The sequence below is a fragment of the Arthrobacter sp. KNU40 genome (genome assembly GCF_051515115.1).
Lineage (GTDB): Bacteria > Actinomycetota > Actinomycetes > Actinomycetales > Micrococcaceae > Arthrobacter.
The window spans coordinates 3,960,825-3,984,705 of record NZ_CP195850.1 but is presented as its reverse complement, the minus strand read 5'-3'; the positions used below and the strand labels follow the sequence as shown (position 1 = coordinate 3,984,705).

Sequence of the window (23,881 nt, the reverse complement as noted above, 5' to 3'; positions counted from 1 at the left end):
TTCAAAATGTGTTGTGGGGACCCGAAGACTTCCAATGATTTTGTGGTCTTGGAGAGCTAGTACGCTCCAGCCATGCTGTCCATTACTCTGATAATTGCCGGCCCGATGATCACGATGAAGAGCGCCGGAAGGATGCAAAACATCAGCGGGAATAGGACCTTCACGGGCAGCTTCATGGCCTTTTCTTCCGCACGCTGCCGGCGTTTGATTCGCATTTGCTTGGCTTGGGACCGGAGCACATTGGCAATTGCAATGCCGTAGATGTCGGCCTGGACGATTGCCGCGACGAAACTCCGAAGATCCGGCACATCGGCGCGTTCGGCCATGGAGAGGTAGGCGTCCTTGCGGGTTCGTCCCACTTGCATGTCCTGAAGCGTCCGGGCTAGCTCTGCCGCAAGTGGTCCTTTGCCATTTTGACCGGCCCTGGCCATAGCCGTTTCGAAGCCGAGCCCGGCTTCGACGGAGATCAGCATTTGATCCAAGGTGTTTGGAAGTTCAAATTCGATGGCCTTTTGCCGCTCGGCGCCGCGCCCGTGGATCAAGATGTCCGGCACGAAATATGCCAGCGCTGTGAGGACAATTGCCACGAGCACGCCGCTTCCGCTGGGCGACTTCAGCAGGACCAGGATCGCCAGGACCGCGACAATGAGTGACAGGGCTGGTTTGGCCATGAGGAGGCGGTCAAGCTGAAAGCGGGCCGGCCGGCCGGCTTTCGCCAGGAGTTTGTCGAGCCACGCAGCGTAGCCTTTGGGCGTAACGCGAACCCCCAGGGGCGCGGATTGCTTTGCTTCGTTCGTTGTAAGCGCCCCGGCCCCGGTGTTACCAATGAGGTTCCGGCCTCGATTCAAATTGGAACGAACAGCTGCGTATCCCCTCCGATCCACGGATACTACGGACCACACAATGTATGTGATGGGAACGATAATGATTGTCACGATCACCCATGCCATTGCCGTCATGATCTCCCCTAGAACTTGATCTTTATAACTCGACTGAGCCAGAAAGCGCCGGTCATGAGTAGCAATGTCCCGACCACCAGCATGACCCAGCCCAAGAAGGTTGTGTATAGAGTTCCTACGTAGCTGGGATTTGCAACACTCAGCCAAAGAAACACCGCTATAGGCAGGCCCGTGAGGATGTAGGCCGACAGTCGACCCTCCGCACTCAGGGACTTCACTTGACCCTTGATTTGGGATCGTTCCCGAATGGTCTCGCCCACATGGTCCAGGACTTCTGCCAAATCCCCACCCACTTCGCGGTGGATTTCAATCGCTTGACCCGTCCAGTCGAAGTCCTCGCTGCGAAGGCGATGTGCGGCATCCTGGATGGAGTCTCTGAGTTCGCGGCCAAGCCTGGTTTCATTGACGATTCTTGCAAGTTCTTCGGACGTGGGTGCCTCGGTTTCCTTGGCGACGGCATCCACCGAACGGAGAAGACTGTGGCCGGCCCGGAGGCCACCGGCAAGCATTTGCAAGGTATCGCCGAGTTGGTCTTCGAATTTTGCCCGCCGCCGCCCCGTCAGGACCTTCAGGAGAATGATGGCAGCGATCGGGGTGGCCAAAAAGAACAGGATGCCAAATGCTATTCCATTGACAACGAACCCGATAAAACCAGCAGTGATAGCAGCGCATGCCACTAGGAGAATGAAGTCTGCCTGGCTCATCTTAAGACCGGCCCGATCCAGGGACTCTCGACTGCCGAAACTGGCGCTGCGGCCGACGCGGCGTTCGACGAACGAGGTGGCCTGATCGGTGGCCTTGGTGAGCAGAGAGCGGCTATCGGAGACCCCGGGGCGTCTGCGGGACAACGCAATCTGGCCGCGACCAGATCCTAAAGTAGCGATCAGGAAGATGCTCAGCGAGACGAAACACAGCCCTACGCCGATTGCCAGGAACGCTGGGTTGGCGCTGGTCATCTAAACGCGCCCCCCACCGGTGCCGGAGCAAAAACCGACGGAGAGAGGGTGATTCCTAGATCGGCGAAGTGATCCGCGAACCGGGGACGTACCCCCGTCGGAACCGGGCGTCCCAGGAAGCGTCCATTCGCATCGACCCCTGCTGCGTAATCGAACACAAACGCATCCTGGAGCGTGACGATATCGCCCTCCATTCCCTGAACCTCCGTCACGTGCGTGACTCGCCTGGTTCCATCGCGAAGCCTTGAAATGTGGACAATCAGGTTGATTGCGGAAGCGATTTGTTCGCGGATAGCACGGAGAGGCAAATCCATGCCTGCCATGAGCACCAGGGTTTCCAAGCGGGCAATCGCGTCACGTGGGGAGTTGGCGTGCACTGTCGAGATGGACCCATCGTGACCAGTGTTCATCGCCTGGAGCATGTCCAGGGATTCCCCGCCGCGGACTTCACCGATGACGATACGGTCGGGGCGCATACGGAGGGAATTTCGTACGAGGTCCCTGATGCTGATTTCGCCTTTTCCTTCGATATTGCGCGGGCGGCTTTCCAAGCGGACAACGTGCTCCTGCTGCAGCTGGAGCTCCACTGCATCCTCGATGGTGACGATTCTTTCGTCAGCCGGAAGGAAGCTGGAGAGGACATTCAACAATGTGGTCTTGCCGGTGCCCGTACCGCCGGAAACAACAATGTTCAACCGAGCCTGAACACAGGCATGAAGCAATTCGGCCATTTCGGGGGATATTGTGCCGAAGGAGATCAGCTTCTCCACGCTGAGTGGGACGCGGCTAAACTTGCGGATAGTCAGTGCTGAACCGTTGATGGCAAGGGGGGCAATGATGGCGTTGACGCGGGAACCATCGGAAAGCCGCGCGTCCACCAAGGGGGAAGACTCGTCGATTCGCCGGCCGACTTTGGTCACGATGCGTTCGATGATGCGCCGGAGGTGCTCTTCGTCGTTGAATTTGGCAGCGGTAAGATGCAGCCTTCCGCCCCGCTCGACGTAGACTTTTTCTGCTCCGTTGACCATGATCTCTGTGACGGCTTCTTCTTCCAGGAATTTCTGGAGCGGGCCGAGTCCGAGGACGTCGTCGATAATTTCCTGGACCAGGCGCTGGCGTTCAGAGATAGTCAGCGGAATCTCGTCCTGTTCGATAATGACTCGGAGTTCGTCCTTGACGTATTGGTGCAGCTCAGCCTCGTCCATCGACGAGTCGGTGATTCGGCTCCCCATTCGCTCGTACAGTGCGGTACCGACGCGTTCCTTGACGGCGTTGAGCGCTTCATTCGTATCTGATGCTTCCCTTGCACTGGAATGGCTAGGGGACTGCCCTGCGCCTCCGATTGTGGGGGCGCCCCAGGGAACGGACTCGCTAGTGTTTGGAGGTTCCGCGACGGCGGTTTCAATCCCTCGGGCGGCTTGGAGTCGTCTGCTCAGGCTCATTGGACTACTGCCCTTCTGTGAAGTTTCTTATGAGACCGTTCTTCCCAGTCGGGTTTGAATCGCTCAACCAATTGCGCCAGGCCTTTAGCCGCTGGATCTCGGGTTCCGTCTTGAAGTAGCGGTACCCCTTTGTTCGTGGAGTAAGGTACCGTCCGGGACCGTGGAAGCACGACGTCGACGGGACAGCCGATCGTGGCTTCCACGTCTTTGAGTGTGAGCCCGCTGCGACGGTCGGCGAAATTGAGGATGACGTGACGGTGTTCACTCAATAGCCCAAGTTCGTTGAGTATCCCGAAGCCGGTTCGGAGGCCCCGGATGCTGGGGATGTCCATGCCGCACACCCAGACGGAATCAGTGGCGACTTCGAGTGTGGAAAGGACGTGTTCCCCCAGGCCTGGGGCGGTATCAACCACCACAAATTGAAACTCCGTGGAGAGTTGTTGGATCAGATGGGCCACTTGGGCGCCGGAGATCTTGTCGGAATCCACCGGATTCAGGGGGGCGCAGAGTGCATAGATCCCAGCCGGATGCACGGACAGGTAGGATTTCAGAACCATGCTGTCCTGGACGGCAGCTCCTTGTACTGCATCGGCGAGAGTCCGTTCCGGTTCCAGCATGAGTCCTGAAGCGACGTCACCAAACTGCAAGTCGAGATCCAGGACCACGACTCCCATGGGCGAAACTTTGCCAAGGCCCACCGCGAGGTTCGTGGTGACGGTTGTCTTTCCGACTCCTCCCTTGGGCGACATGACGGAGATGATCCTGCCAGCGCCTGGGTGGCTTTCAACGGAATTACTCAGTCCGCGCCGCCGACTGGCTGCTGCCAAGCTCGAGCGCTCCAGCATGGCCCGGATGTCATCAGACTGGGCGTGGGGCGCAAGAAGATCCCGGACGCCTGCGCGCATGGCTGGCAGGGCGACATCCGCTTCTTTCTCCGTGACGACAACAATGCTAATTTCCGGGTATTGGAGGTCGAAGAGACTCGCAATCCGAATTGAGTCCTCCAGCGGGAGGCCAGGACCCAAGAGTATTACTTCAACGGGTTCGCCCGTCAGTATCCGGAGGATATCGTCGGGACTCGGGGGCAGGTAATCGGCGACGATAACATGGATCGCGCCATGGAGTCCCTTCGTAGCTAGCCGGGCGCGGCGTTCAAAGTCTTGGTCTGGCGTGATTACCACGAAACGGCTCATCGGAACACATCTGCCTTCTTGACGACCGTGGGCGCACTTTCAGTAGTGGACGCCGGCTCCTTGGTGAGCCAAATCGTGCCGAACTGTGCGGCCAGGGCTATTTTGGCTGAATCGACGTCGTTGCGGGCAACGGTGACCAGGAGCGACCCGGAAGGAAGCTGTGTGTTGGCCTGCGCTTTGGGGTCTTGAGCCGTCGTAGAAGGTTTGGAATCCGCGCGCTGGACGCTGGTAACCATGACTTTGTGGAAGACCTGTTGGGCTGTTTCCCCAGCTGCACCGTCCGCAAAAAGCACAATGACGCCGACAGTGTCACCGGCTTGTATGCGGCCCCCGATGACCCGCTGGGCCTCCAGCTGGACAGAGATTTCCTGCATTCCAGGTGGAACGGGAACCGATCCCGGGGCTGCCAGGGTGTTCGGATCTACCAGACGGGCCCCAACCAGGGCCTCACCCGGGAGCAAGTCAGTTGCAGCCACTTTGCCCTGCAGGCCGTCGAGGCTCTTCAGTGCCCCGTTGGGAACTGAAGCTTGCGGCAGCGAGACGAGTTTCACAGCAGCTTTGATGCTATCCGCAGTTGCGCCGGATGGTATTTGGCTTTGCACCACCAAAACGTCGACGGGTTGGAGATCCCGTTGGGCCCGAGCTTCGGCCCCCTGAACGTATGAGACCAGTAGCAGTGTGCCAACAACGGCCAGCACAAGAGCAACAATGCCTCCCAGTAGGCGAGTTTTCACTTGTTCCCCTCACGTAAATCTTATTTGGAAAGTTGAATCGTGACTGCCCCTGTATGTTCAACAAGAATAATGAAATGCATCTTTGGGGCGTGGCCGGCGTTGGCGGCGACACAATAGAAATGCCCAGGAGCGGTGACTGCGTGGCGGAATTTTGGCTCCGATCGTCAGCACCGCCCCCGGGCATTGTTTCAGCCTCTGGATTACAAGGCCGTTGAAACAGATGTAAACGCTGTGTTGATCTGACCACCCAGGGTGATCACGATCGCGACAATGACCGCCGCGATCAGTGCAACCAACAAGCCGTACTCGACGGCAGTCGCGCCAGTTTCGGATCTGACCAACTGCTGCGCCCGCCAACTAAGGGGCAGGGCTCGCATTATCAGGTGCCTCATTGGACTTGTTAGAGCTTGCCCGAGATTGTGTTGAAGGCGCTGTTGATTTGCGTACCGAGGGTTGCAACGACGGCGACGATTACCGCCGCGATCAGTGCAACAAGCAAACCGTATTCAACGGCTGTCGCGCCCTTTTCGGAGGAGAACCGGTCTTTTACGCCGGCGATGAATGCGAGGGTGTGGATCATGAGAGTTGACATCGGAAAACCTTCCCAGATAAGTGAATTTGTCTACGAATTCCTGCCGCTCGCATATCCCGTTTAGCGGATCGGATTTCGATAGGACAAGAATTGCTCCTGGAAGGGTTAACAAACAATGCGTAGTGGTACTCGTCTTTCCATCCTGGAACAACGCCTACTACTCGCGGATGCGGGTGCAAGTACTCGGTTTTTTTGGCTAAGTACTACTTAAGCGGCGAGACAGTAGTAGCCCCGCGGGCCTGCACGGAGCCCGTGGGAGAAGCCTCGGCGTCACGCGGAGAGAAGGACTACTCCAATTGCCGCTGCGAACATAGCCGGCCCGTGTGCCACTTCCGATGGCTTGATTCCGCGCTTCAGGCGCAACATCAGCACCGTCATCACCCCGCCAATCACAAATCCCAGCATTCCCCCGTAGAACACTTGGCTCCAGCCCAAGTAGCCCAAGTACATTCCGAGTGGCGCTGCGAGCTTCACATCGCCCATTCCGAGGCCTCCGGGAGAGATCAATCCAAGAATTAAGTACCCGAAGAAGAAAATGACGCCGCCGGCAGCCGCACGCAGGAGCCCCGGCCAGTCCGAAAGCAGCTCAGCAGACGTAGTTAAAAGGACCAAGCCGGCTGCAAGCAACAGCAGGATCAGCGGGTTTGGGAGCAGGTGGTGTGCCACGTCCACGCGTGACAGCTGCACTGCCATCACTGCTAAAAGCAGATAGGCGGGGAGAATCGGTGAGAAACCGAAGCGGAGGGTCAGGAGGCCAAACAGCACAGCGGTGAGCACCGCCGTCGTGAGCCTCATAGCGGGGGATGGGATGCCGCCAAGCCGCGGCAGGGAACGGGCTATCAGAAGCTCCGCGAGAGGGCTTGTGAGGAGCCCCAGGAGCCCGAAGGCGGCCACAAGCAAGGGCTGGGCGGCAGTTGCTGTCATGGCATCTCCTAGGAGCTCAGGAAGGGTCTCGGTGGTTCACGCTGGTTTCCAGCCTATTTTGACCCTGGAGCTCGTTGCCGCTATTGTTGATAGTCGTTGTGCGTGTCCTTTCTCGATGACACATGCCCGCTTGGGGATCCAGTTGCAGGATCGTTAACTCGACAGGCATATCGGGACTTCGGGATAACTGGTACATAGAGCCCTCACCTCTGCTCCGGTAACGCATACCTAGTAGGCACACGCTTCAAGCGTGCCGCCTAAAACATGAACGCCAGAACAAGAACGAGGCAAAACCGTGCGTACGTACACCCCGAAGCCCGGCGATATCAACCGCCAGTGGCACGTCATCGATGCCACCGACGTTGTCCTTGGTCGTCTTGCCAGCCAGACCGCAACACTGCTGCGCGGAAAGCACAAGCCGACCTTTGCGTCCCACATGGACATGGGCGACTTCGTCATCATCATCAACGCTGAAAAGGTCGCCCTGACCGGCGCCAAGCTGGAGCAGAAGCGCGCATACCGCCACTCCGGCTACCCGGGCGGCCTGACCTCCGTCAACTACGCGGAGCTGCTGGAATCCAACCCGGTCCGCGCCGTGGAGAAGGCCATCAAGGGCATGCTCCCGAAGAACTCCCTCGCTGCACAGCAGCTGGGCAAGCTGAAGGTCTACCGCGGTGCAGAGCACCCGCACGCCGCCCAGCAGCCCAAGACTTTCGAAATCACCCAGGTCGCCCAGTAGTCCTGGCCACCAAACAACTTTTAATCAAGGAGAATCGTGGCTCAGAACGAAGAACTGACCACCGAGGCCGTTGTGGCTGAGGAAAACCTGACCAGCTACACCTCGGAGAGCGGTCCTGCGGAAGCAGAAGCGCCGAAGAAGGAGCGCCCGGCACTGACTGTTGCCGGCGCCGCAGTTGGCCGTCGTAAGGAAGCTGTTGCACGCGTTCGCATCGTGCCCGGCACCGGCAAGTGGATCATCAACGGCCGCGAGCTGGCCAACTACTTCCCGAACAAGCTGCACCAGCAGGACGTCAACGAGCCCTTCAAGATCCTTGATCTTGACGGCGCCTACGACGTCTTCGCACGCATCCACGGTGGCGGCATTTCCGGCCAGGCCGGCGCATTGCGTCTCGGCATCGCCCGTTCATTGAACGAGATCGACACCGAGAACAACCGCGCCACCCTGAAGAAGGCCGGCTTCCTGCGTCGTGACGCCCGTGTCATCGAGCGTAAGAAGGCTGGTCTCAAGAAGGCACGCAAGGCTCAGCAGTACTCCAAGCGCTAAAGATGCGCCTACCCCTAGTGTTGCCGCTGGCGCGACATCACTAGGGGGCCCTCGGCGCTTTTTAGCGCTCGGATCCACAAGCGCTAATCCGCTTGCACGAAAGCCCGTCTCGCCATTTGGCGGGGCGGGCTTCGTCGTACTCTGAACTACTGGATAAGGCGATACATGGTTGCCCCGTCGATGATTTCGGGTTGGAAGGTACTTTTGACCCATTGCACAATCCGGGCAGATTCCCCTCTCCCTTCAACTGTCAGCGGTGGAAGGTTCTGGATCAGAAACGTTCCGACGTTGCCGTTGCGGACCATTGCCTGAAATTGCTCCAGCGTCGGGAAGGGATCCGTTCCGTCGAATCCCCCCACTGCAAGAATCGCTTTGGAGCTGGCCAGTTGGTAGTTGGCCGCGGTCTCCGAACCCACAGTGGCAGCCGCCCACCGCACCGACGCGGGTTCCGACTCGATTCTCCCAATGGCTCCTGGCGGCGGCACGTCGCCGAACATGACTGCGGTGAAGGCTATCGGTGTATCGGCCGGCAATTGTTTTCGATCCGGACTATCAGTCCGTACGCCCAGGATGCTTGGCCCGGAGACCACTCCGGCCCCCACATGGGGGCTCAATACCGTGTTTATCGACCAGATCGTAGGGCCAAGGAAGGTCGAGGCGCCGATCAGCAGCATTGCTGCCGTTCGAAATCGCTTTTTGACCGGTGGAAGCAACGCGATGGCGACCGCCAGCCCTCCTGTGACCAGCAGAATCTGGGGCAGCCACGGGAAGTCCAACACGGACCGAGACGCGGAAGCGTAACCGAAAATCAGGCAGAGAGCCAAAACGAACCCAGTTGCAACCCGGACTAGACCGTTTTTTAGGCGGCGCATCATGAAGGTTGCCGCAAACGCAGCCAGGCAACTAAGCGACGGCACAGTCGAGATTGCGTAGTAGGGGTGGACTATGCCTGACATTATGGCCAACACCGATGCCGAACAAATAAGCCACGCTGAGCACAAAACAAGGAACGAACGCTGTTCGGGAGTGCCGAGACGGCGAAAGAGAAACACTACGGTGATGCCGATTCCTGCAAGGGCGACTGGGAGAAACCACCCGAACTGGCCGGAGAACTGCGGTTGCAGGAATCGCGTGATTCCTGGTTCAAGCTTCACGTCCAACGCTGCTGTTGCACCTGACATCGTGCGGCTGGCATCCGCACCGCTCAGCCGATCCAGCCCGTTGTATCCCAGTGTGAGCTCCCAGATGCTGTTGGATCTGGAGCCGCCGATGAAAGGTCGCCGGGCAGGATCAGCCGCCTGTGCGATGATGAACCACCAGCCCGAGGCCACGATCGCTGCAAGCAGCCCGGCACCCAAGTGAAGCAACCTGACATACACAGGGAATCGGGCGAAAAGAACGTACGCCAGTCCGATCGCAGGGAGGACGAGTGCGACCTGAAGTTGTTTCGTCAGGAACCCGGCACCCACCAGGGCTCCCGCGACGAGTAGCCAGCGCAACTTCCCCTGGTCGATTGACTCGAGGGTCGCGTAGGCGGCCCCGATTATCAAAAGTGTCAGCAGCGCATCCGGATTGTTGTATCGGAACATGACAGTGGCCACGGGCGTAACTGCGAAGATTAGCCCCGCCAATAGGCCAGTTGCAGGGTCGGTTCGTTTCGCCACTATCCGGTAGATCAGATAGACGCTGAGTACTCCCATGAGTGCCTGTGGGATGAGGATGCTCCATGAGTTGAGCCCGAAAACGCGCACGGAGAGGGACATGATCCATAGAGACATCGGAGGCTTGTCAACGGTTATCGCATTGCTGGGATCCGAGGACCCGTAGAAGAACGCGGTCCAATCTTCCGATCCGGCCATGGCGGCAGCCGAGTAGTAAGAGTTAGCCCACCCGTTTCGATCGAGCCCCCACATATAGAGGACAGACGCGAAAGCCAGAAGGCTCAGAAGAGACGGACGCTGCCAGGGAAGATCCTGGGCTGGTCCGCGGAACAGGGTCCACCGGAGGTTTCTTGTCCGTGTTCTGACGCCCGTCGACATTTCAACCCCCCAATGTTGTGCGAACCGGGTGATGGTTCATTCCGAAACTGCTTCCCGGTCTGCCAGGCTCAGCGCCCATTGTGAGTCGCGGAATTGCTGTAAGGAGCGTAAGTGTGGGCAGGGCGAATACGGGAGAGACCAGCACCATGGCGGGGGCAATGAGCCAAGGCCAACCTTTTCGGGCGCCAACTGCAGCTACGCCCGCTCCAAGCAGGCATCGTAGGAGGAAGCTAAGACCGCCGTCTTGTGTAGCGTCCCGGTGCTCAACCAGGAAGGTGAACCAGGCCTGCCACTCGGAGGGGCCAAAAAGATATGAAAGACCCGCTATGACCAGACACGCGCTGATGCCTTGGCCGAGTCGACGCCACTCACCACGCACCGCGAAGCAGATGAGCCCTACTCCGCTGGTGATCTTCGTCAGCACCGGGAAAGCCCAGGCGGCAGGCATTTTGGTTCCGATTACTGCCGAAGCGGCAAGCAGGATGAAGATGTTTCCATTGACCAATTCTGGAACACTGAGCAAGAAGAGCGGAATCGCCCACTTGAGCTGTAGTGGTTTGAGGAGCCAGACAAGAACGGCCGACTCCAAACACACCCACACTGCGAAGAAAAACGGCCATTCGAGCATGGCAAGCGGGCGAATGGCCGTGGCAAAGGCTGGAGAGTAAAGATACGCATCGAGTGCTCCGGCAGGTTTGTCATACAAAAGGGGGCCTTGCCCTGCCAGCCAGTACGCATGAGCGTCGAAACCGGGGTTGCTGTTCAGTATGGCGAAGTAAATGCCGTGCGTTGCAAAGTACGGACCGGCTAGCCAAACCAGCACGAATGCGGCTTTTGTAAGAAGAGGAAACTTGCTGGCAAAGGCAGTCCGTGGACTGACCAAGGCATCGGTGATGTTCTCTTCATCCGAATTAATCATGGCAACCCGACCGCGTCCGGCTCGCTTGCAAGGTAATCGTAATTCCCCAACCGGGCAACAATTCCCAGCGTCTATTGTTAGAAAGCCGGCAAATGCTTCTTTCGAGTATGGCGGACTCGTTGAAAACGGGGACAATTATTTCGAGCGCCAAGCCCCCAGAGCTAGGTGTCATGCGGTAATCGTAGATACTTGTTAAGGGCCTTTACTAGAGTGGAGCGCAAGACGCAAGTCAAGTAGTCCCACTCTTGCGCTCGCGCCGCTGAAGAGGTATGGGCGGGGTCGGCGGGCCGCCTTTCCTCGACCCCTGCAACCGTCGTCTAGACTGGGACGCGATGGCTAGATTATTTGGAACAGATGGCGTGCGTGGTCTCGCCAATGGATTGCTCACCGCGGAGCTCGCTCTTCAGTTGGCCCAAGCAGCCGCGGTGGTCCTTGGCCACGAGCGTGCGGCCAACGGAACGCGGCCCCGCGCCGTGGTCGCCCGGGATCCGCGCGCCAGCGGGGAGTTTATCGCCGCAGCGGTGGAGGCCGGGCTTTCGAGCTCCGGTATCGACGTGTACGACGCCGGCGTGCTGCCCACGCCCGCCGCGGCCTACCTCATCGCGGACCTCAATGCCGATTTCGGCGTCATGATCTCGGCCTCGCACAACCCGGCGCCGGACAACGGAATCAAGTTCTTTGCCCGCGGCGGCCAGAAGCTCCCGGACGAGGTGGAGGACGCAATCGAGGCTCAGCTCGGCAAGGAACCCTCACGCCCAGTGGGGGGCGACGTCGGCCGCATCCAGCGTTTCTCGGACGCCGAGGACCGATACATCGTCCACCTGCTCGGCACCCTGCCGCACCGCCTCGAGGGTCTCAAGGTTGTGCTGGACTGCGCACACGGTGCAGCCAGCGGCTGTTCCCCGCAGGTCTTCGCCAGCGCGGGCGCCGAAGTAGTGGTGATCGGCGCGGAACCCGACGGTCTGAACATCAACGACGGCGTCGGTTCCACCCACCTTGGCCAGCTCAAGGAATCGGTCATCAAGCACGGTGCGGACTTCGGTATAGCGCACGACGGCGACGCCGACCGCTGCTTGGCCGTGGACCACGAAGGCAACGAGGTTGACGGTGACCAGATCATGGCGATCCTGGCCCTCGCGCTGAAGGCGTCCGGAAAACTGAAGGACGACGTCCTGGTAGCCACCGTGATGAGCAACCTCGGGCTCAAGATCGCATTGCGAGACGCTGGAATCACCCTCCGTGAGACCGCGGTGGGGGACCGGTACGTCCTCGAGGCAATGCGCGACGGCGGCTTCAGCCTTGGGGGAGAGCAGTCGGGCCACGTGATCTTCTCCGATTACGCCACCACGGGCGACGGCGTCCTGACCGGTCTGCAGATCGCCGCCCAGGTGGCCGGGACAGGCCGCACCCTCCAAGACCTCGCCCGCGCCATGACCAAGCTGCCGCAACTCATGATCAACGTGAAGGGCGTAGACAAGTCGCGCGCCGCCACGGACGAAGGCGTCGCCGCTGCGGTGGCTGCCGCCGAACTCGAACTTGGTGACACCGGCAGGGTGCTCCTGCGGCCGTCGGGCACCGAAGCGCTGGTGCGCGTGATGGTGGAGGCCGCGGACATGGAAACCGCCACCCGCATCTGCACTGAACTGGCCGGCGTCGTCGAAGACCGCCTCGCTATTCCACGCGAACTGGCTCTCTAGGCGCGAAAGCACCACGCAACTGTGGCCCGTCTCCGTAAGGAGGCGGGCCACAGTTATTTCAACTGCTTACCGTTGGACCAGGTTGTCGCGGATCTCGGTGAGGAGCGTGACCGTGGGATCGGCCGCCGGCTCATCTTCCGAGATTCCCAACTTGGCGTTGCGGCGCTCGATGAGGTGGTTCATCGGTGCTACCACGACGAAATAGATTGCGGCGGCTACCAGGACGAAGTTGACGATCGCGGTCAGCAAAACCCCGAACTGCAGGTCATTTCCGTTGATGGTTACCTTCGCGAAACTGTCAAAGTTGGGGGATCCAACCATGGCAGCGATCAGCGGCATGAGGACGTTCTTGACGAGTGCATCAACCACTGCACCGAAGGCGGCACCCATGACGACGGCTACGGCAAGGTCTACGACGTTGCCCTTCAGAATGAAATTCTTAAATCCACTCAACATGGCACCAAGCTAGTGCATGCTTGTGAATTCGAAGTGAGCAGCCGTTCAATTCCCGAGGAGTGTCGGGAAGTTCCCTGGTTAATCAACCGTTAGGGGTAGCCTGGCGCCGCTTCGAGTCCGAAATACTCCTCAAGGGTGCCGATGCCCCGCTTGGCCATATCCGTTGCGGCCTCAACCCCGATGAATCGCAAATGCCACGGCTCGTAGTAATAGCCGGTGATTTCATTGAGCATCCACGGGTACCTGACGACGAAGCCGTACTTGTATGCATTGGCCTTGGCCCAAACGGCGGCTGGCTGATCAGCGAAGCAGGGCTCGAAGCTGCACGCCCCGCCGCCGTCTCCGATGTCGAACGCCCAACCGGTCTGGTGTTCCGAGAATCCGGGACGGGCGGAAGCCGTGTCCGCGGAGGCCTGGCCGCGGGTGCTCACGTAGCCGTTGTATGTGGCGGTTTGGGTCTGAAAGGAACGATAGCCGGACGCCAGAGTCATGGTCACGCCGTCCGCGTCCGCTGCCGCGAAGAGCTTTTCGGCTGCTCCGGCGGTGGTGCCGTTGAGCAGGGACGCCTCTCCGCTGACTGCGAGTTGCACGCGTGGCTGTACCAAGTCGGCAGGGACAAACTGCAAAGGGGTCAGCGGCCGGCGCTTGTTGACGATGACCCACTGGCTCGCCGGGTCGCTCAGGGAAAACTGCTGGGACAGCACACCCGACGGCGGAGCCTTCGACGGCGGTGCGCTCGACGGCGGCTCGCTCGCCGGTGCGGCGGGAACCGGCGTCGTGGTCGTCGGCGTCGGCGTTGCGGTCTGCGGGCCCGAAGAGGACGGTGCGGATGTGGGCGAAGCGACCCGGGTATCCGGGCTGCAGGCCGCCAAGGCCGCCATTCCCACCCCTGCACCAAGTAGCGTTGCGAAGGACCTTCGGCTGGGACCGCAGGTGTAGCACATCCGTGCTAAACCTTTCGGAGCAGCATGCGGCGGATGGAATGGTCGGCGTCCTTGGTGAGGACGAGTTGCGCACGGCCACGGGTAGGGAGCACGTTTTCCTCAAGGTTGGGTTCGTTGATGCGCTTCCAAATGCCGCGTGCAGTTGCTTCCGCCTCGGCGTCGGAGAGCGTGGCGTAACGGTGGAAGTAGGATTCGGGCTGGGCGAACGCCGTGGTTCGAAGCTTGCGGAAACGGTCCACATACCAGTCTTCGATGTACGAGGTCTTGGCGTCAACGTAAATGGAGAAATCAAAGAAATCGCTCAGGGCCAAGCCTTGCCGGCCGTCCTGCCGGGGACGGGCGGGTGCCAAGACGTTGAGGCCCTCGACAATGAGGACATCAGGCCGTCGGACCACCACTTCCTTGTCCGGGACGATGTCGTAGGTGACGTGCGAATACCAAGGAGCGCGGACCTCTTCGGCACCCCCTTTGATCGCACTCACGAATCGAAGAAGTGCACGGCGGTCGTACGACTCCGGAAAGCCCTTGCGTTCGAGCAAATGCCGGCGCTTCAACTCAGCGAGCGGGTACAGGAACCCGTCGGTGGTGATGAGTTCGACGTTCGGAGTGCCAGGCCAACGGCGGAGCATCTCGCGCAGCACGCGGGCAATAGTGGACTTACCGACCGCCACCGAACCTGCGACGCCGATCACGAAGGGCGTGCGCTGGGTCTGCTCACCGAGGAAGGTGGTTGTGGCTGCATGAAGCTGCTGTGACGCCTGGACATAAAGGTGCAACAAGCGGGAGAGCGGAAGGTAGACCTCGCGGATTTCCTTCATGTCCAGGGGATCGCCGAGGCCGCGAAGCCGGATGATGTCCTCTTCGTTAAGCGGCTGCTCCATCTGTGCACCCAGCCGGGACCACGTCTGCCTGTCCAGCTCCACGAACGGAGAGGAGCTGTCGCCGTTCGCTTCATTGCGTTGCAAAGTCACTATAGAGATTCTGCCCCTCCGTTGGCTGATCCGGAAATACAGCATGAACGGCGGGAAGATTTTGTGTGAGCATGCTCTCCGGAAAAGGTGCGCTATCCCGCATATTCCGCGGCCTGGCCTACGTGCGGGCCCGGATATCCTACGTCCATTTCGAGGGGCACCCGCTACTCTTGTAGGCATGTGTGGAATCGTAGGTTACGTTGGCAATTCATCCCGCCGGGCAGATGCCGGGCACTCGGCTCTCGACGTCGTGCTTGAAGGACTCCGGAGGCTTGAATACAGGGGCTATGATTCAGCCGGAGTTGCCGTGGTGGCTGATGGAACCATCGCAGCCCGGAAGAAGTCGGGAAAACTAAGCAATCTGCTGAACGAGCTCGAGGGAAATCCGCTCCCGGACTCGCTGACCGGCATCGGCCACACCCGCTGGGCCACACATGGTGGACCCACCGACCAGAACGCCCACCCGCATCTGGCGGATGGCGGACGCTTGGCCATGATCCACAACGGAATCATCGAAAACTTCGCCGAGCTCAAGCTGGAGCTCATCGCCAAGGGTGTCACTTTCGAGTCCGAGACGGACACCGAGGTAGCGGCAGCGCTCCTGGGCGATATTTTCCGTAACCAGCTCAACGGTGACTCCTCCAACGGCAAGCTCACCAAAGCGATGCAGCTTGCCTGCCAGCGGCTCGAAGGTGCGTTCACGCTCCTCGCCGTGCACGCCGAGCGGCCGGACGTCGTCGTCGCAGCCCGTCGCAACTCCCCCCTTGTTGTAGGACTGGGGGAAGGCGAGAACTTCCTCGGCTCCGACGTCTCCGGTTTCATCGATCACACGCGCCGCGCCGTCGAGCTGGGCCAGGACCAGATCGTCACCATCACCGCCGAGACCGTGGAGATCACAGACTTCTTCGGGGCCCCCGCCCAGGGCAAGGAATACCACGTTGACTGGGACCCGGCTTCCGCGGAAAAGGGCGGCTTCAGCTCGTTCATGGAGAAGGAAATCCACGACCAGCCTGACGCAGTCACCCAGACCCTCCTCGGCCGCTCGGACATTAACGGCCAGCTGACCTTGAGCGAGCTCCGGATCGACCCTGAGCTGCTGAAGCAGGTCAACAAAATCATCGTCCTGGCTTGTGGCACGGCCGCATACGCCGGGATGGTCGCCAAGTACGCGATCGAGAACTGGTGCCGCATCCCCACCGAGGTGGAGCTCGCGCATGAATTCCGCTACCGCGACCCGATCGTGGACGCCAACACCCTGGTGGTGTCCATCAGCCAGTCCGGCGAGACCATGGACACCCTGATGGCCGTTCGTTACGCCCGCGAACAGGGCGCCAAGACGATCTCCATCTGCAACACCAACGGATCCACCATCCCGCGCGAATCCGATGCTGTTCTCTACACCCACGCCGGTCCGGAGATCGCCGTCGCTTCCACCAAGGCGTTCCTGGCCCAGATCACGGCCGCGTATCTGCTCGGTCTCTACCTCGCCCAGCTGCGCGGAAACATCTTCTCCGGCCAGATCAAGGACGTCCTGGCGGACCTTGGCAAGATACCCGCCCACATCCAGAAGATCCTCGACAACGCGGGTCCCATCCGTGAGCTCGCCCGCAGCATGAAGGACGAGAAGTCGGTGCTGTTCCTGGGCCGCCACGTCGGATTCCCGGTAGCGCTCGAGGGCGCGTTGAAGCTCAAGGAAATCGCGTACATCCATGCTGAAGGGTTCGCAGCCGGTGAGCTCAAGCACGGTCCGATTGCCTTGATCGACGAAGGGCAGCCCGTCTTTGTCGTGGTTCCCTCGCCTCGGGGCCGCGATTCCCTCCACGCGAAGGTCGTCAGCAACATCCAGGAAATCCGCGCCCGCGGTGCGCGTACCCTGGTGATCGCCGAGGAAGGCGACGAAGCCGTGCGGGCTTACGCCGAGCACGTTTTCTACGTCCCTCAGACGCCTACCCTGCTGATGCCGCTTCTCACAACTGTTCCGCTGCAGATTTTTGCTGCAGAGCTGGCCAAGGCCAAGGGATACGACGTGGACCAGCCGCGCAACCTTGCCAAGAGTGTGACCGTAGAATAGCCGCATGATTGTTGGCATAGGCGTAGACGTCGTAGACATAGAGCGCTTCGGGCGCCAACTCGAGCGGACCCCGGGCCTCCGTGACCGTTTGTTCGTTCCCGCGGAACGCGAACTCAACACGCGGTCCTTGGCCGCGCGCTTCGCGGCCAAGGAAGCCGTAGCCAAGGTCTTGGGGGCTCCGGCGGGCATGAACTGGCAGGACTGCTGGATCGGCCTGGACCAAAACGGCCCCACCATCAAGGTTAAGGGCACCGTGCTGGCAGTTGCCGAGTCCATGGGCGTGAAGCGCTGGCACGTGTCCATGAGCCACGACGGCGGAATCGCCACTGCCATGGTCATCGCCGAAGCCTAGCAGCGCAAGCAACCATGATCAGCGCCTTCACCGGAACACAGATCAGGGCAGCGGAACAACCGCTTCTTGATGCCGGCGAAGGCGCTCTTCTCATGCAGCGCGCAGCATACGGACTGGCAAACGCCGTCGTGCGTGAACTGCAGTCGGAAGGCCGCCGCCTTTACGGATCGAGCGTCACCGTGCTGGCGGGCAAGGGCAACAACGGCGGGGACGGTCTTTTCGCCGCGGCAATGCTCGCGAGGCGTGGCATGCGCACGACGGCAGTGCTCACCGCCGGTTCCGCCCATCCTGACGCCCTCGAGGCCGTCCGTGACGCGGGCGGACGCGTCCACGTCTTGGACCGGGACAACGCCGAAGAACTGGCAGTGCTGATTGCCGGCGACGATGCAGTCATCGATGCCATCTTGGGCACCGGTGCCCGTGGCGGCCTCGGGGGTCCGGCCGCGGAATTAATTGCCGCCCTGGAGGAGCTAAGGCCCAGTCTGGTGGTGGCCTGCGATACTCCCAGCGGAGTGGACGCCGACACAGGCGAGGTCCACTGGCCCGTATTGGCAGCGCGGCTGACCGTGGCATTCGGGGGAATCAAAGCCGGGCTGATGGCCGACCCGGGTGAGGGCCGCGCCGGCCGCGTGATCCTCGTGCCCATCGGCATCGAGGAGCATCTTCCGGCACCTGCCCTGCGCCGCTTCTCCGCCCTTGACCTGGCCGCCGTGCTTCCTGAGCCGGGGCGTCGGGCCCAGAAGTACACCAGGGGAGTCCTGGGCATCGTGGCAGGTTCCGAGCGCTACACCGGGGCCGCGGCTCTCTGTGTCGAGGCCGCCTCCGCGGGCGGTGCGGGAATGGTGCGGTACCTCGGTCCGGAAGTCGTGGCGCGGCAGGTCCTGGTACGGACCCCCGAAGCCATCTGGGAGCCGGCCGAGCCCGGCAGGGTCCAGGCGTGGCTGCTCGGTCCTGGCCTGGACGGAGCCGAACAACTCCAGCGAGCCCGCGACGTGCTGGCCGTAGCGGCCAGCGCCGGCCAGCCCGCCGTCGTCGACGCCGGAGCCCTGGAGCTCCTGCCGGAACGCTGCCCGCCGAACTGGATTCTCACCCCGCACGCCGGGGAGCTCGCGGCCCTTCTTGGCCGAGGCGAAGTGCGCGTAACGCGGGAGGACGTGGAATCGCGGACCGTGCACTTCGCCCGGCTTGCGGCCGAGCACACCGGTGCCATCGTCTTGCTCAAAGGTGCCACGACCGTAGTTGCTTCGCCTTCCGGGGCGGTCTTCAGCCAGTCGGATGGATGCGCGTGGATGTCAACGGCAGGCAGCGGGGACGTCCTTGGCGGGATTGTCGGCGCGTTGGCTGCGGCGTACGCGGAATCCGGGCTGGACGACGACGGACCCTTCGCAGCGTTGGGAATCGCCCCTGATGAGCGCTGGGCCGCGGTAGCCGCCGTCGGCGCGGGCATCCACGGAATGGCAGGCAGCGCAGCCTCGGCGGGCGGGCCATTGACCGCTTCCGATATTGCCCGGGCAGTCCCCGATGTCTTCCGATTTCTCGGGGAACATCGCGCCGGATGATCCCGGATGTTCCATGAAAGTCGCATAGTCTCGCTAGGCTGGCAGGAAGTTATCCGGCACATGAAGGAGAACACATGGACGTTTGGCCAGGATCCGCATACCCGTTGGGGGCTACTTTCGATGGCACGGGAACCAACTTCGCGCTGTTCAGCGAGAAGGCGGAAAAGGTGGAATTGTGTCTCTTCGACGACGACGGGGAAGAGATTTCCTACACCGTCAGCGAGGTGGACGGCTACGTTTGGCATTGCTATCTCCCGCACGTCCAGCCCGGACAGAAGTACGGCTACCGCGTGCACGGTCCGTATGACCCGGCTAACGGGCAGCGCTTCAATCCCAACAAGCTCCTCCTGGACCCTTACGCCAAGGCCATCCACCGTCAGATCGACTGGGACCCGGCGCTTTTCTCGTACAACATGGGGGATCCGGACTCCCGCAACGACAAGGACTCCGCGCCCCACATGATGATGGGCGTGGTCATCAACCCGTTCTTCGACTGGGACGGGGACCACCTCCCGCGGATCCCGTACCACCGTTCCGTGATTTACGAGGCGCATGTCAAGGGCCTGACCCAGCTCCACCCCGAGGTTCCTGAGGAGCAGCGCGGCACCTACGCCGGCGTCGCCCACCCGGCGGTGATTTCCCACTTGCAAAAGCTCGGCATCACGGCGATCGAGCTCATGCCGGTGCACCAGTTCACGAACGACGGCATCCTGCAGGACAAGGGGCTGAACAACTACTGGGGCTACAACACCATCGGGTTCTTTGCCCCGCACAACAGCTACAGCTCCAAGGGCGATACCGGCCAGCAGGTCCAGGACTTCAAGGCCATGGTCCGGTCCCTCCACCGGGCCGGCATCGAGGTCATTCTCGACGTCGTGTACAACCACACGGCCGAAGGCAACCACCTGGGCCCCACGCTGTCCTTCAAGGGGATCGACAACTCCGCGTACTACCGTCTGATGGAGGGCGACGAGAAGCACTACATGGACTACACGGGCACCGGCAACTCGCTGAACGTGCGCAGCCCGCATTCCTTGCAGTTGCTCATGGATTCGCTGCGCTACTGGGTCACCGAAATGCACGTGGACGGTTTCCGCTTCGACCTCGCATCCACGCTGGCCCGCGAATTCTATGACGTGGACAAGCTGTCCACGTTCTTCGAACTTATCCAGCAGGATCCGGTGGTTTCGCAGGTCAAGCTGATCGCCGAGCCGTGGGACGTCGGTCCCGGCGGCTACCAGGTGGGCAACTTCCCGCCGCAGTGGACGGAATGGAACGGCCAGTACCGGGACACGGTCCGCGACTTCTGGCGCGGCGAGCCCTCCACCCTCGGTGAGTTCGCCTCCCGGTTGACCGGATCGGCGGACCTTTACGAGCACTCAGGGCGCCGCCCGGTGGCTTCCATCAACTTCGTCACGGCCCACGATGGCTTCACCTTGGCCGACCTGGTGTCCTATAACGAGAAGCACAACGAGGCGAACGGCGAGGGCAACAACGACGGCGAATCCCACAACCGTTCCTGGAACTGCGGCGTCGAGGGGCCCACGGAGGACCCGAAGGTCCTGGGCCTTCGTGCCCGCCAGCAGCGGAACTTCATCGCCTCCATGCTCCTGTCCCAGGGAGTCCCGATGCTGCTGCACGGTGACGAGCTCGGCCGGACGCAACGGGGCAACAACAACGGCTACTGCCAGGACTCCGAGCTGACCTGGATCAACTGGGACAGCGTGGACCAGCCCTTGGTGGAGTTCACGGCCGCGGTCAGTGCTTTGCGCGCCAAGCACCCCACCTTCCGGCGCAGCCGATTCTTCGACGGACGCCCGGTACTGCGAGGCGAGGGCGAGAGGCTTCCGGACATCGTATGGCTCGACGTCGACGGAACCACCATGACGCCGTCGGACTGGGACAGCGGCTTCGGCCGCTCCGTGGGCGTGTTCCTCAACGGCGACGGAATCCGCGGCCGGGACAACCAGGGCCGGCGCATCACGGACGTCAACTTCCTGCTCTACTTCAACGCCCACGACGACGAAGTCGGCTTCAAGGTGCCCTCGGATGAATACGCACCTGCGTGGGACATCATCATCGACACCGCCGGTGGCGGAGCCGACACCGAACCCGTGCAGGCGGAAGCGGTCCTGGGTGTTGGGGCCAAATCGCTCGTCGTGTTGAGGGCACACAGCGTCCCGGACACGGACCCGGACCATTCGGTGGCGGCGTCCCTCGCCGCGTTGTCGCAGACAACCACCACCGAAACGGCTTCCTTGACTTCCCCGGCCACGCCGGCACCCTCCACCCGGACGCTCCAGGCTGTACCGGAAGCAGCCCCTGAACCGAAAAAGCACCATGCTCCGGAGCCGAAGGCTGACCCCGAAACCAAGCCTGCCGCTGCGCCGAAGAAGCCCAGAAAGCCACGCGCCCACAAGAACGGGGGATCATGAGGACACCCGTCTCCACATACAGGCTCCAGATCAGGCCCTCGTTCACGCTCCAGGACGCGGCGGCCCTCACGGGCTATCTGCGCGAGCTCGGGGTGGATTGGGTGTACGTGTCACCCATCCTGACGGCGGAGGAGGGCTCGGACCACGGTTACGACGTCACCGACCCCTCAACCGTTGATGCTTCGCGCGGCGGCGCCGAAGGGCTCGCCGCGCTCTCCAAGGCAGCACGGGAGGCCGGCCTCGGGGTCCTGGTGGACATCGTCCCGAACCACATGGGCGTTGCGTCGCCCCCGCAAAATGCTTGGTGGTGGTCCCTCCTCAAAGAGGGCAAGGCCTCCCGCTATGCGGAAGCGTTCGACGTCGATTGGGACTTCGCCGGCGGAAAGCTCCGGCTCCCGGTCCTCGGAAGCGACGACGACGTCGACAAGCTGGACGTGGTCGACGGCGAATTGCGCTACTTCGACCACCGCTTCCCGCTGGCCGAAGGCAGCTATGCCGCGGGTGAAAACGCCAGGGACGTCCATGCGCGCCAACACTATGAGCTGGTCGGCTGGCGCCGGGCCGACGACGAGCTGAATTACCGCCGGTTCTTCGCAGTCAACACCTTGGCCGGGATCCGCGTCGAGATCCCATGGGTCTACGATGAAGCCCACTCGGAGATCGCCCGATGGTTCCGTGACGGGCTTGTTGACGGGTTGAGGATCGATCACCCCGACGGGCTCGCTGACCCTGCCGGGTACCTGGAGCGCCTCAAGGAAACCACGGCCGGCTCCTATCTGCTCGTCGAGAAGATCCTTGAGCCGGGGGAGGAACTTCCGGAGAACTTCAACTGTGAGGGGACCACAGGCTACGACGCCCTCGCCGACATCGACCGCCTTTTCGTGGATCCCGACGCCGAGGCGCAGCTTGATGCCTTGGATGCCAGGCTCCGGGGCACGGGCTCGCCCGTTGACTACCAGGCCATGATCCACGGAACCAAGCGGCGAATCACGGACGGCATCCTGCATTCGGAAATCCTCCGGCTCGCGCGGCTCGTCCCGGACGCTCCGGAGACGCCCCGTCCGGAGGTGGCAGACGCCCTGGCCGAGACCATCGCCTCGTTTCATGTCTACCGGAGCTATCTCCCGTACGGCAAAGACACCTTGGTTGAAGCCGTTGAACGGGCTGCCCGCACCAGACCGGAGTTGGAACAGGTCCTCAAGGCGCTGCTTCCGCTGCTGCTCGACGCCGGCAGCGAACTGGGCCGCCGCTTCCAGCAGACCTCCGGCATGGTCATGGCCAAGGGCGTGGAAGACACTGCGTTCTTCCGCTACACGCGCCTTGGGACGCTGACCGAGGTGGGAGCGGATCCCACGGAATTCGCCTTGTCCGGGGCCGGATTCCACGAGCGGATGGTACGTCGCCAGGCACTGCTGCCGCTGTCCATGACCACACTGACCACCCACGACACGAAACGCAGCGAAGACACCCGGGCCAGGATCTCCGCTATCTCCGAGACGGTCGCCGAATGGGAACCATTCGTGGATCGTATGCAGGAAATGGCTCCGATTCCCGACGGGCCACTCGCCGTCCTCGTATGGCAAGCCATCGCGGGTGCCTGGCCGGCCAGTCGTGAACGCCTCCACGGTTATGTGGTCAAGGCTGCACGCGAAGCCGGCAACTCCACCAGCTGGACCGAGCCGAACGAAGAGTTCGAAGCGAAGCTGGCTTCCGCCGTCGACGCCGTCTTCGACGTGCCGGAGGTGACGACCGCCCTGGAAGAGTTCGTTGCCCTCGTGGACCCGTATGGGACGTCGAACTCATTGTCGGCAAAGATTGTCCAGCTGACCATGCCGGGCGTACCGGACGTCTACCAAGGCACGGAGTTCTGGGATCGTTCACTCACCGACCCGGACAACCGGCGCGCGGTCGACTTCGAACGGCGGAGGGCCGCTCTCGCAGCCCTCGACGCCGGTGTCCAGACTGAAGCGAGGGACGAGCTGGCGAAACTGCTGCTGACTTCCCGGGCCCTGCGGTTGCGCCGGGACAGGCCGGAGCTTTTCGCTGGCTACAGTGCTGTCAATCCGGAGGGTCCCGCGGCCGACCATCTCATCGCCTTCGACCGTGGCGCCCTTGCCGCCGGTGGCGGTGCCATCACCTTGGCAACCAGGCTCCCGCGGAAGCTCCAGCGGAACGGCGGGTGGCAGGACACGTTCATTCATCTTCGGAGCGCAGTCCAGGATCAACTGACAGGCAACAGTTACCCTGCGGGCGAGGTTCACGTCGCGAGGCTTCTGCAGAGATACCCGGTGGCCTTGCTTGTGCCCATTGGCTAGCCAGAGCACCAACAACGGCGGGCAAACGAAGCCCGAAC

21 protein-coding genes are annotated in these 23,881 nt (G+C 61.6%); 8 read left to right on the top strand and 13 right to left on the bottom strand.

Translation table 11 applies throughout. The features are described from left to right. Window positions 1-56: 56 nt before the first annotated feature. From ACSKT0_RS18495 to ACSKT0_RS18460, 8 genes are all read right to left on the bottom strand, one after another. Window positions 57-959, bottom strand: coding sequence for a type II secretion system F family protein (locus ACSKT0_RS18495; RefSeq protein ID WP_437771043.1), 903 nt, complete (start codon window positions 957-959; stop codon window positions 57-59). Window positions 960-967: 8 nt separating this feature from the next. After that, entirely contained in the window at window positions 968-1,915 is a 948-nt protein-coding gene (locus ACSKT0_RS18490; RefSeq protein WP_437771042.1) for a type II secretion system F family protein, read from the bottom strand. Next, window positions 1,912-3,357, bottom strand: a complete 1,446-nt coding sequence (locus ACSKT0_RS18485) for a CpaF family protein (RefSeq protein WP_437771041.1) — start codon at window positions 3,355-3,357, stop codon at window positions 1,912-1,914. The genes ACSKT0_RS18490 and ACSKT0_RS18485 overlap by 4 nt, the downstream gene beginning before the upstream one ends. Continuing rightward, window positions 3,354-4,550: an AAA family ATPase gene (locus ACSKT0_RS18480; RefSeq protein ID WP_437771040.1), complete on the bottom strand. Its 1,197-nt coding sequence runs from the start codon at window positions 4,548-4,550 to the stop codon at window positions 3,354-3,356. Before ACSKT0_RS18480 ends, ACSKT0_RS18485 begins: the two co-directional genes overlap by 4 nt. Beyond that, the gene (gene cpaB / locus ACSKT0_RS18475) at window positions 4,547-5,248 is read right to left on the bottom strand and encodes a Flp pilus assembly protein CpaB (protein ID WP_437774081.1); all 702 of its coding nucleotides are present in this window, start codon (window positions 5,246-5,248) and stop codon (window positions 4,547-4,549) included. Before cpaB ends, ACSKT0_RS18480 begins: the two co-directional genes overlap by 4 nt. Before the next feature lie 236 nt (window positions 5,249-5,484). Then, window positions 5,485-5,661 (bottom strand): Flp family type IVb pilin, encoded by a 177-nt coding sequence (locus ACSKT0_RS18470; RefSeq protein ID WP_437774080.1) that lies wholly within the window; start codon window positions 5,659-5,661, stop codon window positions 5,485-5,487. Window positions 5,662-5,684: 23 nt separating this feature from the next. Beyond that, on the bottom strand, window positions 5,685-5,876 hold the full coding sequence (locus ACSKT0_RS18465; protein WP_437771039.1) for a Flp family type IVb pilin: 192 nt from the start codon (window positions 5,874-5,876) through the stop codon (window positions 5,685-5,687). 270 nt (window positions 5,877-6,146) lie between these two features. Next, window positions 6,147-6,800 carry a prepilin peptidase gene (locus ACSKT0_RS18460; RefSeq protein WP_437771038.1) on the bottom strand — a complete coding sequence of 218 codons (654 nt, stop codon included), beginning with the start codon at window positions 6,798-6,800 and terminating at the stop codon, window positions 6,147-6,149. Window positions 6,801-7,095: 295 nt separating this feature from the next. Between ACSKT0_RS18460 and rplM the strand changes: the two genes are divergently transcribed. After that, on the top strand, window positions 7,096-7,539 hold the full coding sequence (rplM, locus tag ACSKT0_RS18455; RefSeq protein ID WP_024817563.1) for a 50S ribosomal protein L13: 444 nt from the start codon (window positions 7,096-7,098) through the stop codon (window positions 7,537-7,539). Window positions 7,540-7,575: 36 nt separating this feature from the next. Further along, a complete protein-coding gene (gene rpsI / locus ACSKT0_RS18450; RefSeq protein ID WP_234749102.1) occupies window positions 7,576-8,085 on the top strand; it encodes a 30S ribosomal protein S9 in 510 nt (169 codons plus the stop codon). A 146-nt stretch (window positions 8,086-8,231) separates the two neighbouring features. Here the strand turns inward: rpsI and ACSKT0_RS18445 are convergent, their stop codons facing one another. Beyond that, window positions 8,232-9,944 (bottom strand): glycosyltransferase family 39 protein, encoded by a 1,713-nt coding sequence (locus ACSKT0_RS18445; protein WP_437771037.1) that lies wholly within the window; start codon window positions 9,942-9,944, stop codon window positions 8,232-8,234. A gap of 181 nt (window positions 9,945-10,125) precedes the next feature. Further along, on the bottom strand, window positions 10,126-11,043 hold the full coding sequence (locus ACSKT0_RS18440) for a glycosyltransferase 87 family protein (protein WP_437771036.1): 918 nt from the start codon (window positions 11,041-11,043) through the stop codon (window positions 10,126-10,128). Between the two features lie 332 nt (window positions 11,044-11,375). Between ACSKT0_RS18440 and glmM the strand changes: the two genes are divergently transcribed. After that, complete coding sequence (gene glmM / locus ACSKT0_RS18435; protein ID WP_437771035.1) at window positions 11,376-12,740, top strand: phosphoglucosamine mutase; 1,365 nt, start codon at window positions 11,376-11,378, stop codon at window positions 12,738-12,740. A 66-nt stretch (window positions 12,741-12,806) separates the two neighbouring features. On the opposite strand, the gene mscL is transcribed toward glmM, so the two are convergent. The 3 genes from mscL to coaA all read right to left on the bottom strand — a co-directional run bounded on the left by mscL (window position 12,807) and on the right by coaA (window position 15,156). Then, window positions 12,807-13,196, bottom strand: coding sequence for a large conductance mechanosensitive channel protein MscL (mscL, locus tag ACSKT0_RS18430; protein ID WP_437771034.1), 390 nt, complete (start codon window positions 13,194-13,196; stop codon window positions 12,807-12,809). Window positions 13,197-13,285: 89 nt separating this feature from the next. Beyond that, a complete protein-coding gene (locus tag ACSKT0_RS18425) occupies window positions 13,286-14,140 on the bottom strand; it encodes a M15 family metallopeptidase (RefSeq protein WP_437771033.1) in 855 nt (284 codons plus the stop codon). Between the two features lie 5 nt (window positions 14,141-14,145). After that, a complete protein-coding gene (coaA, locus tag ACSKT0_RS18420) occupies window positions 14,146-15,156 on the bottom strand; it encodes a type I pantothenate kinase (RefSeq protein ID WP_236812222.1) in 1,011 nt (336 codons plus the stop codon). Between the two features lie 133 nt (window positions 15,157-15,289). On the opposite strand from coaA, the gene glmS reads away from it, so the two are divergent. The 5 genes from glmS (at window position 15,290) to treY (ending at window position 23,843) form a co-directional block, all read left to right on the top strand. Further along, window positions 15,290-17,182 carry a glutamine--fructose-6-phosphate transaminase (isomerizing) gene (gene glmS, locus ACSKT0_RS18415; RefSeq protein ID WP_437771032.1) on the top strand — a complete coding sequence of 631 codons (1,893 nt, stop codon included), beginning with the start codon at window positions 15,290-15,292 and terminating at the stop codon, window positions 17,180-17,182. A 4-nt stretch (window positions 17,183-17,186) separates the two neighbouring features. Then, window positions 17,187-17,534, top strand: coding sequence for a holo-ACP synthase (locus ACSKT0_RS18410; RefSeq protein ID WP_236812218.1), 348 nt, complete (start codon window positions 17,187-17,189; stop codon window positions 17,532-17,534). A gap of 14 nt (window positions 17,535-17,548) precedes the next feature. Next, entirely contained in the window at window positions 17,549-19,093 is a 1,545-nt protein-coding gene (locus ACSKT0_RS18405) for an NAD(P)H-hydrate epimerase (protein WP_437771031.1), read from the top strand. 74 nt (window positions 19,094-19,167) lie between these two features. Next, window positions 19,168-21,528 carry a glycogen debranching protein GlgX gene (glgX, locus tag ACSKT0_RS18400; RefSeq protein WP_437771030.1) on the top strand — a complete coding sequence of 787 codons (2,361 nt, stop codon included), beginning with the start codon at window positions 19,168-19,170 and terminating at the stop codon, window positions 21,526-21,528. Then, complete coding sequence (gene treY, locus ACSKT0_RS18395) at window positions 21,525-23,843, top strand: malto-oligosyltrehalose synthase (RefSeq protein ID WP_437771029.1); 2,319 nt, start codon at window positions 21,525-21,527, stop codon at window positions 23,841-23,843. The genes glgX and treY overlap by 4 nt, the downstream gene beginning before the upstream one ends. Window positions 23,844-23,881 lie beyond the last annotated feature (38 nt).

What these genes read in the sequence shown, in the direction of transcription:
- ACSKT0_RS18495 (WP_437771043.1), bottom strand. Translation starts at nt 959, where the DNA reads ATGACGGCAATGGCATGGGTGATCGTGACAATCATTATCGTTCCCATC.
- ACSKT0_RS18490 (WP_437771042.1), bottom strand. Translation starts at nt 1,915, where the DNA reads ATGACCAGCGCCAACCCAGCGTTCCTGGCAATCGGCGTAGGGCTGTGT.
- ACSKT0_RS18485 (WP_437771041.1), bottom strand. Translation starts at nt 3,357, where the DNA reads ATGAGCCTGAGCAGACGACTCCAAGCCGCCCGAGGGATTGAAACCGCC.
- ACSKT0_RS18480 (WP_437771040.1), bottom strand. Translation starts at nt 4,550, where the DNA reads ATGAGCCGTTTCGTGGTAATCACGCCAGACCAAGACTTTGAACGCCGC.
- ACSKT0_RS18470 (WP_437774080.1), bottom strand. Translation starts at nt 5,661, where the DNA reads ATGCGAGCCCTGCCCCTTAGTTGGCGGGCGCAGCAGTTGGTCAGATCC.
- ACSKT0_RS18465 (WP_437771039.1), bottom strand. Translation starts at nt 5,876, where the DNA reads ATGTCAACTCTCATGATCCACACCCTCGCATTCATCGCCGGCGTAAAA.
- ACSKT0_RS18460 (WP_437771038.1), bottom strand. Translation starts at nt 6,800, where the DNA reads ATGACAGCAACTGCCGCCCAGCCCTTGCTTGTGGCCGCCTTCGGGCTC.
- ACSKT0_RS18445 (WP_437771037.1), bottom strand. Translation starts at nt 9,944, where the DNA reads ATGGCCGGATCGGAAGATTGGACCGCGTTCTTCTACGGGTCCTCGGAT.
- ACSKT0_RS18440 (WP_437771036.1), bottom strand. Translation starts at nt 11,043, where the DNA reads ATGATTAATTCGGATGAAGAGAACATCACCGATGCCTTGGTCAGTCCA.
- glmM (WP_437771035.1), top strand. Translation starts at nt 11,376, where the DNA reads ATGGCTAGATTATTTGGAACAGATGGCGTGCGTGGTCTCGCCAATGGA.
- mscL (WP_437771034.1), bottom strand. Translation starts at nt 13,196, where the DNA reads ATGTTGAGTGGATTTAAGAATTTCATTCTGAAGGGCAACGTCGTAGAC.
- ACSKT0_RS18425 (WP_437771033.1), bottom strand. Translation starts at nt 14,140, where the DNA reads ATGTGCTACACCTGCGGTCCCAGCCGAAGGTCCTTCGCAACGCTACTT.
- coaA (WP_236812222.1), bottom strand. Translation starts at nt 15,156, where the DNA reads ATGCTGTATTTCCGGATCAGCCAACGGAGGGGCAGAATCTCTATAGTG.
- glmS (WP_437771032.1), top strand. Translation starts at nt 15,290, where the DNA reads ATGTGTGGAATCGTAGGTTACGTTGGCAATTCATCCCGCCGGGCAGAT.
- ACSKT0_RS18410 (WP_236812218.1), top strand. Translation starts at nt 17,187, where the DNA reads ATGATTGTTGGCATAGGCGTAGACGTCGTAGACATAGAGCGCTTCGGG.
- ACSKT0_RS18405 (WP_437771031.1), top strand. Translation starts at nt 17,549, where the DNA reads ATGATCAGCGCCTTCACCGGAACACAGATCAGGGCAGCGGAACAACCG.
- glgX (WP_437771030.1), top strand. Translation starts at nt 19,168, where the DNA reads ATGGACGTTTGGCCAGGATCCGCATACCCGTTGGGGGCTACTTTCGAT.
- treY (WP_437771029.1), top strand. Translation starts at nt 21,525, where the DNA reads ATGAGGACACCCGTCTCCACATACAGGCTCCAGATCAGGCCCTCGTTC.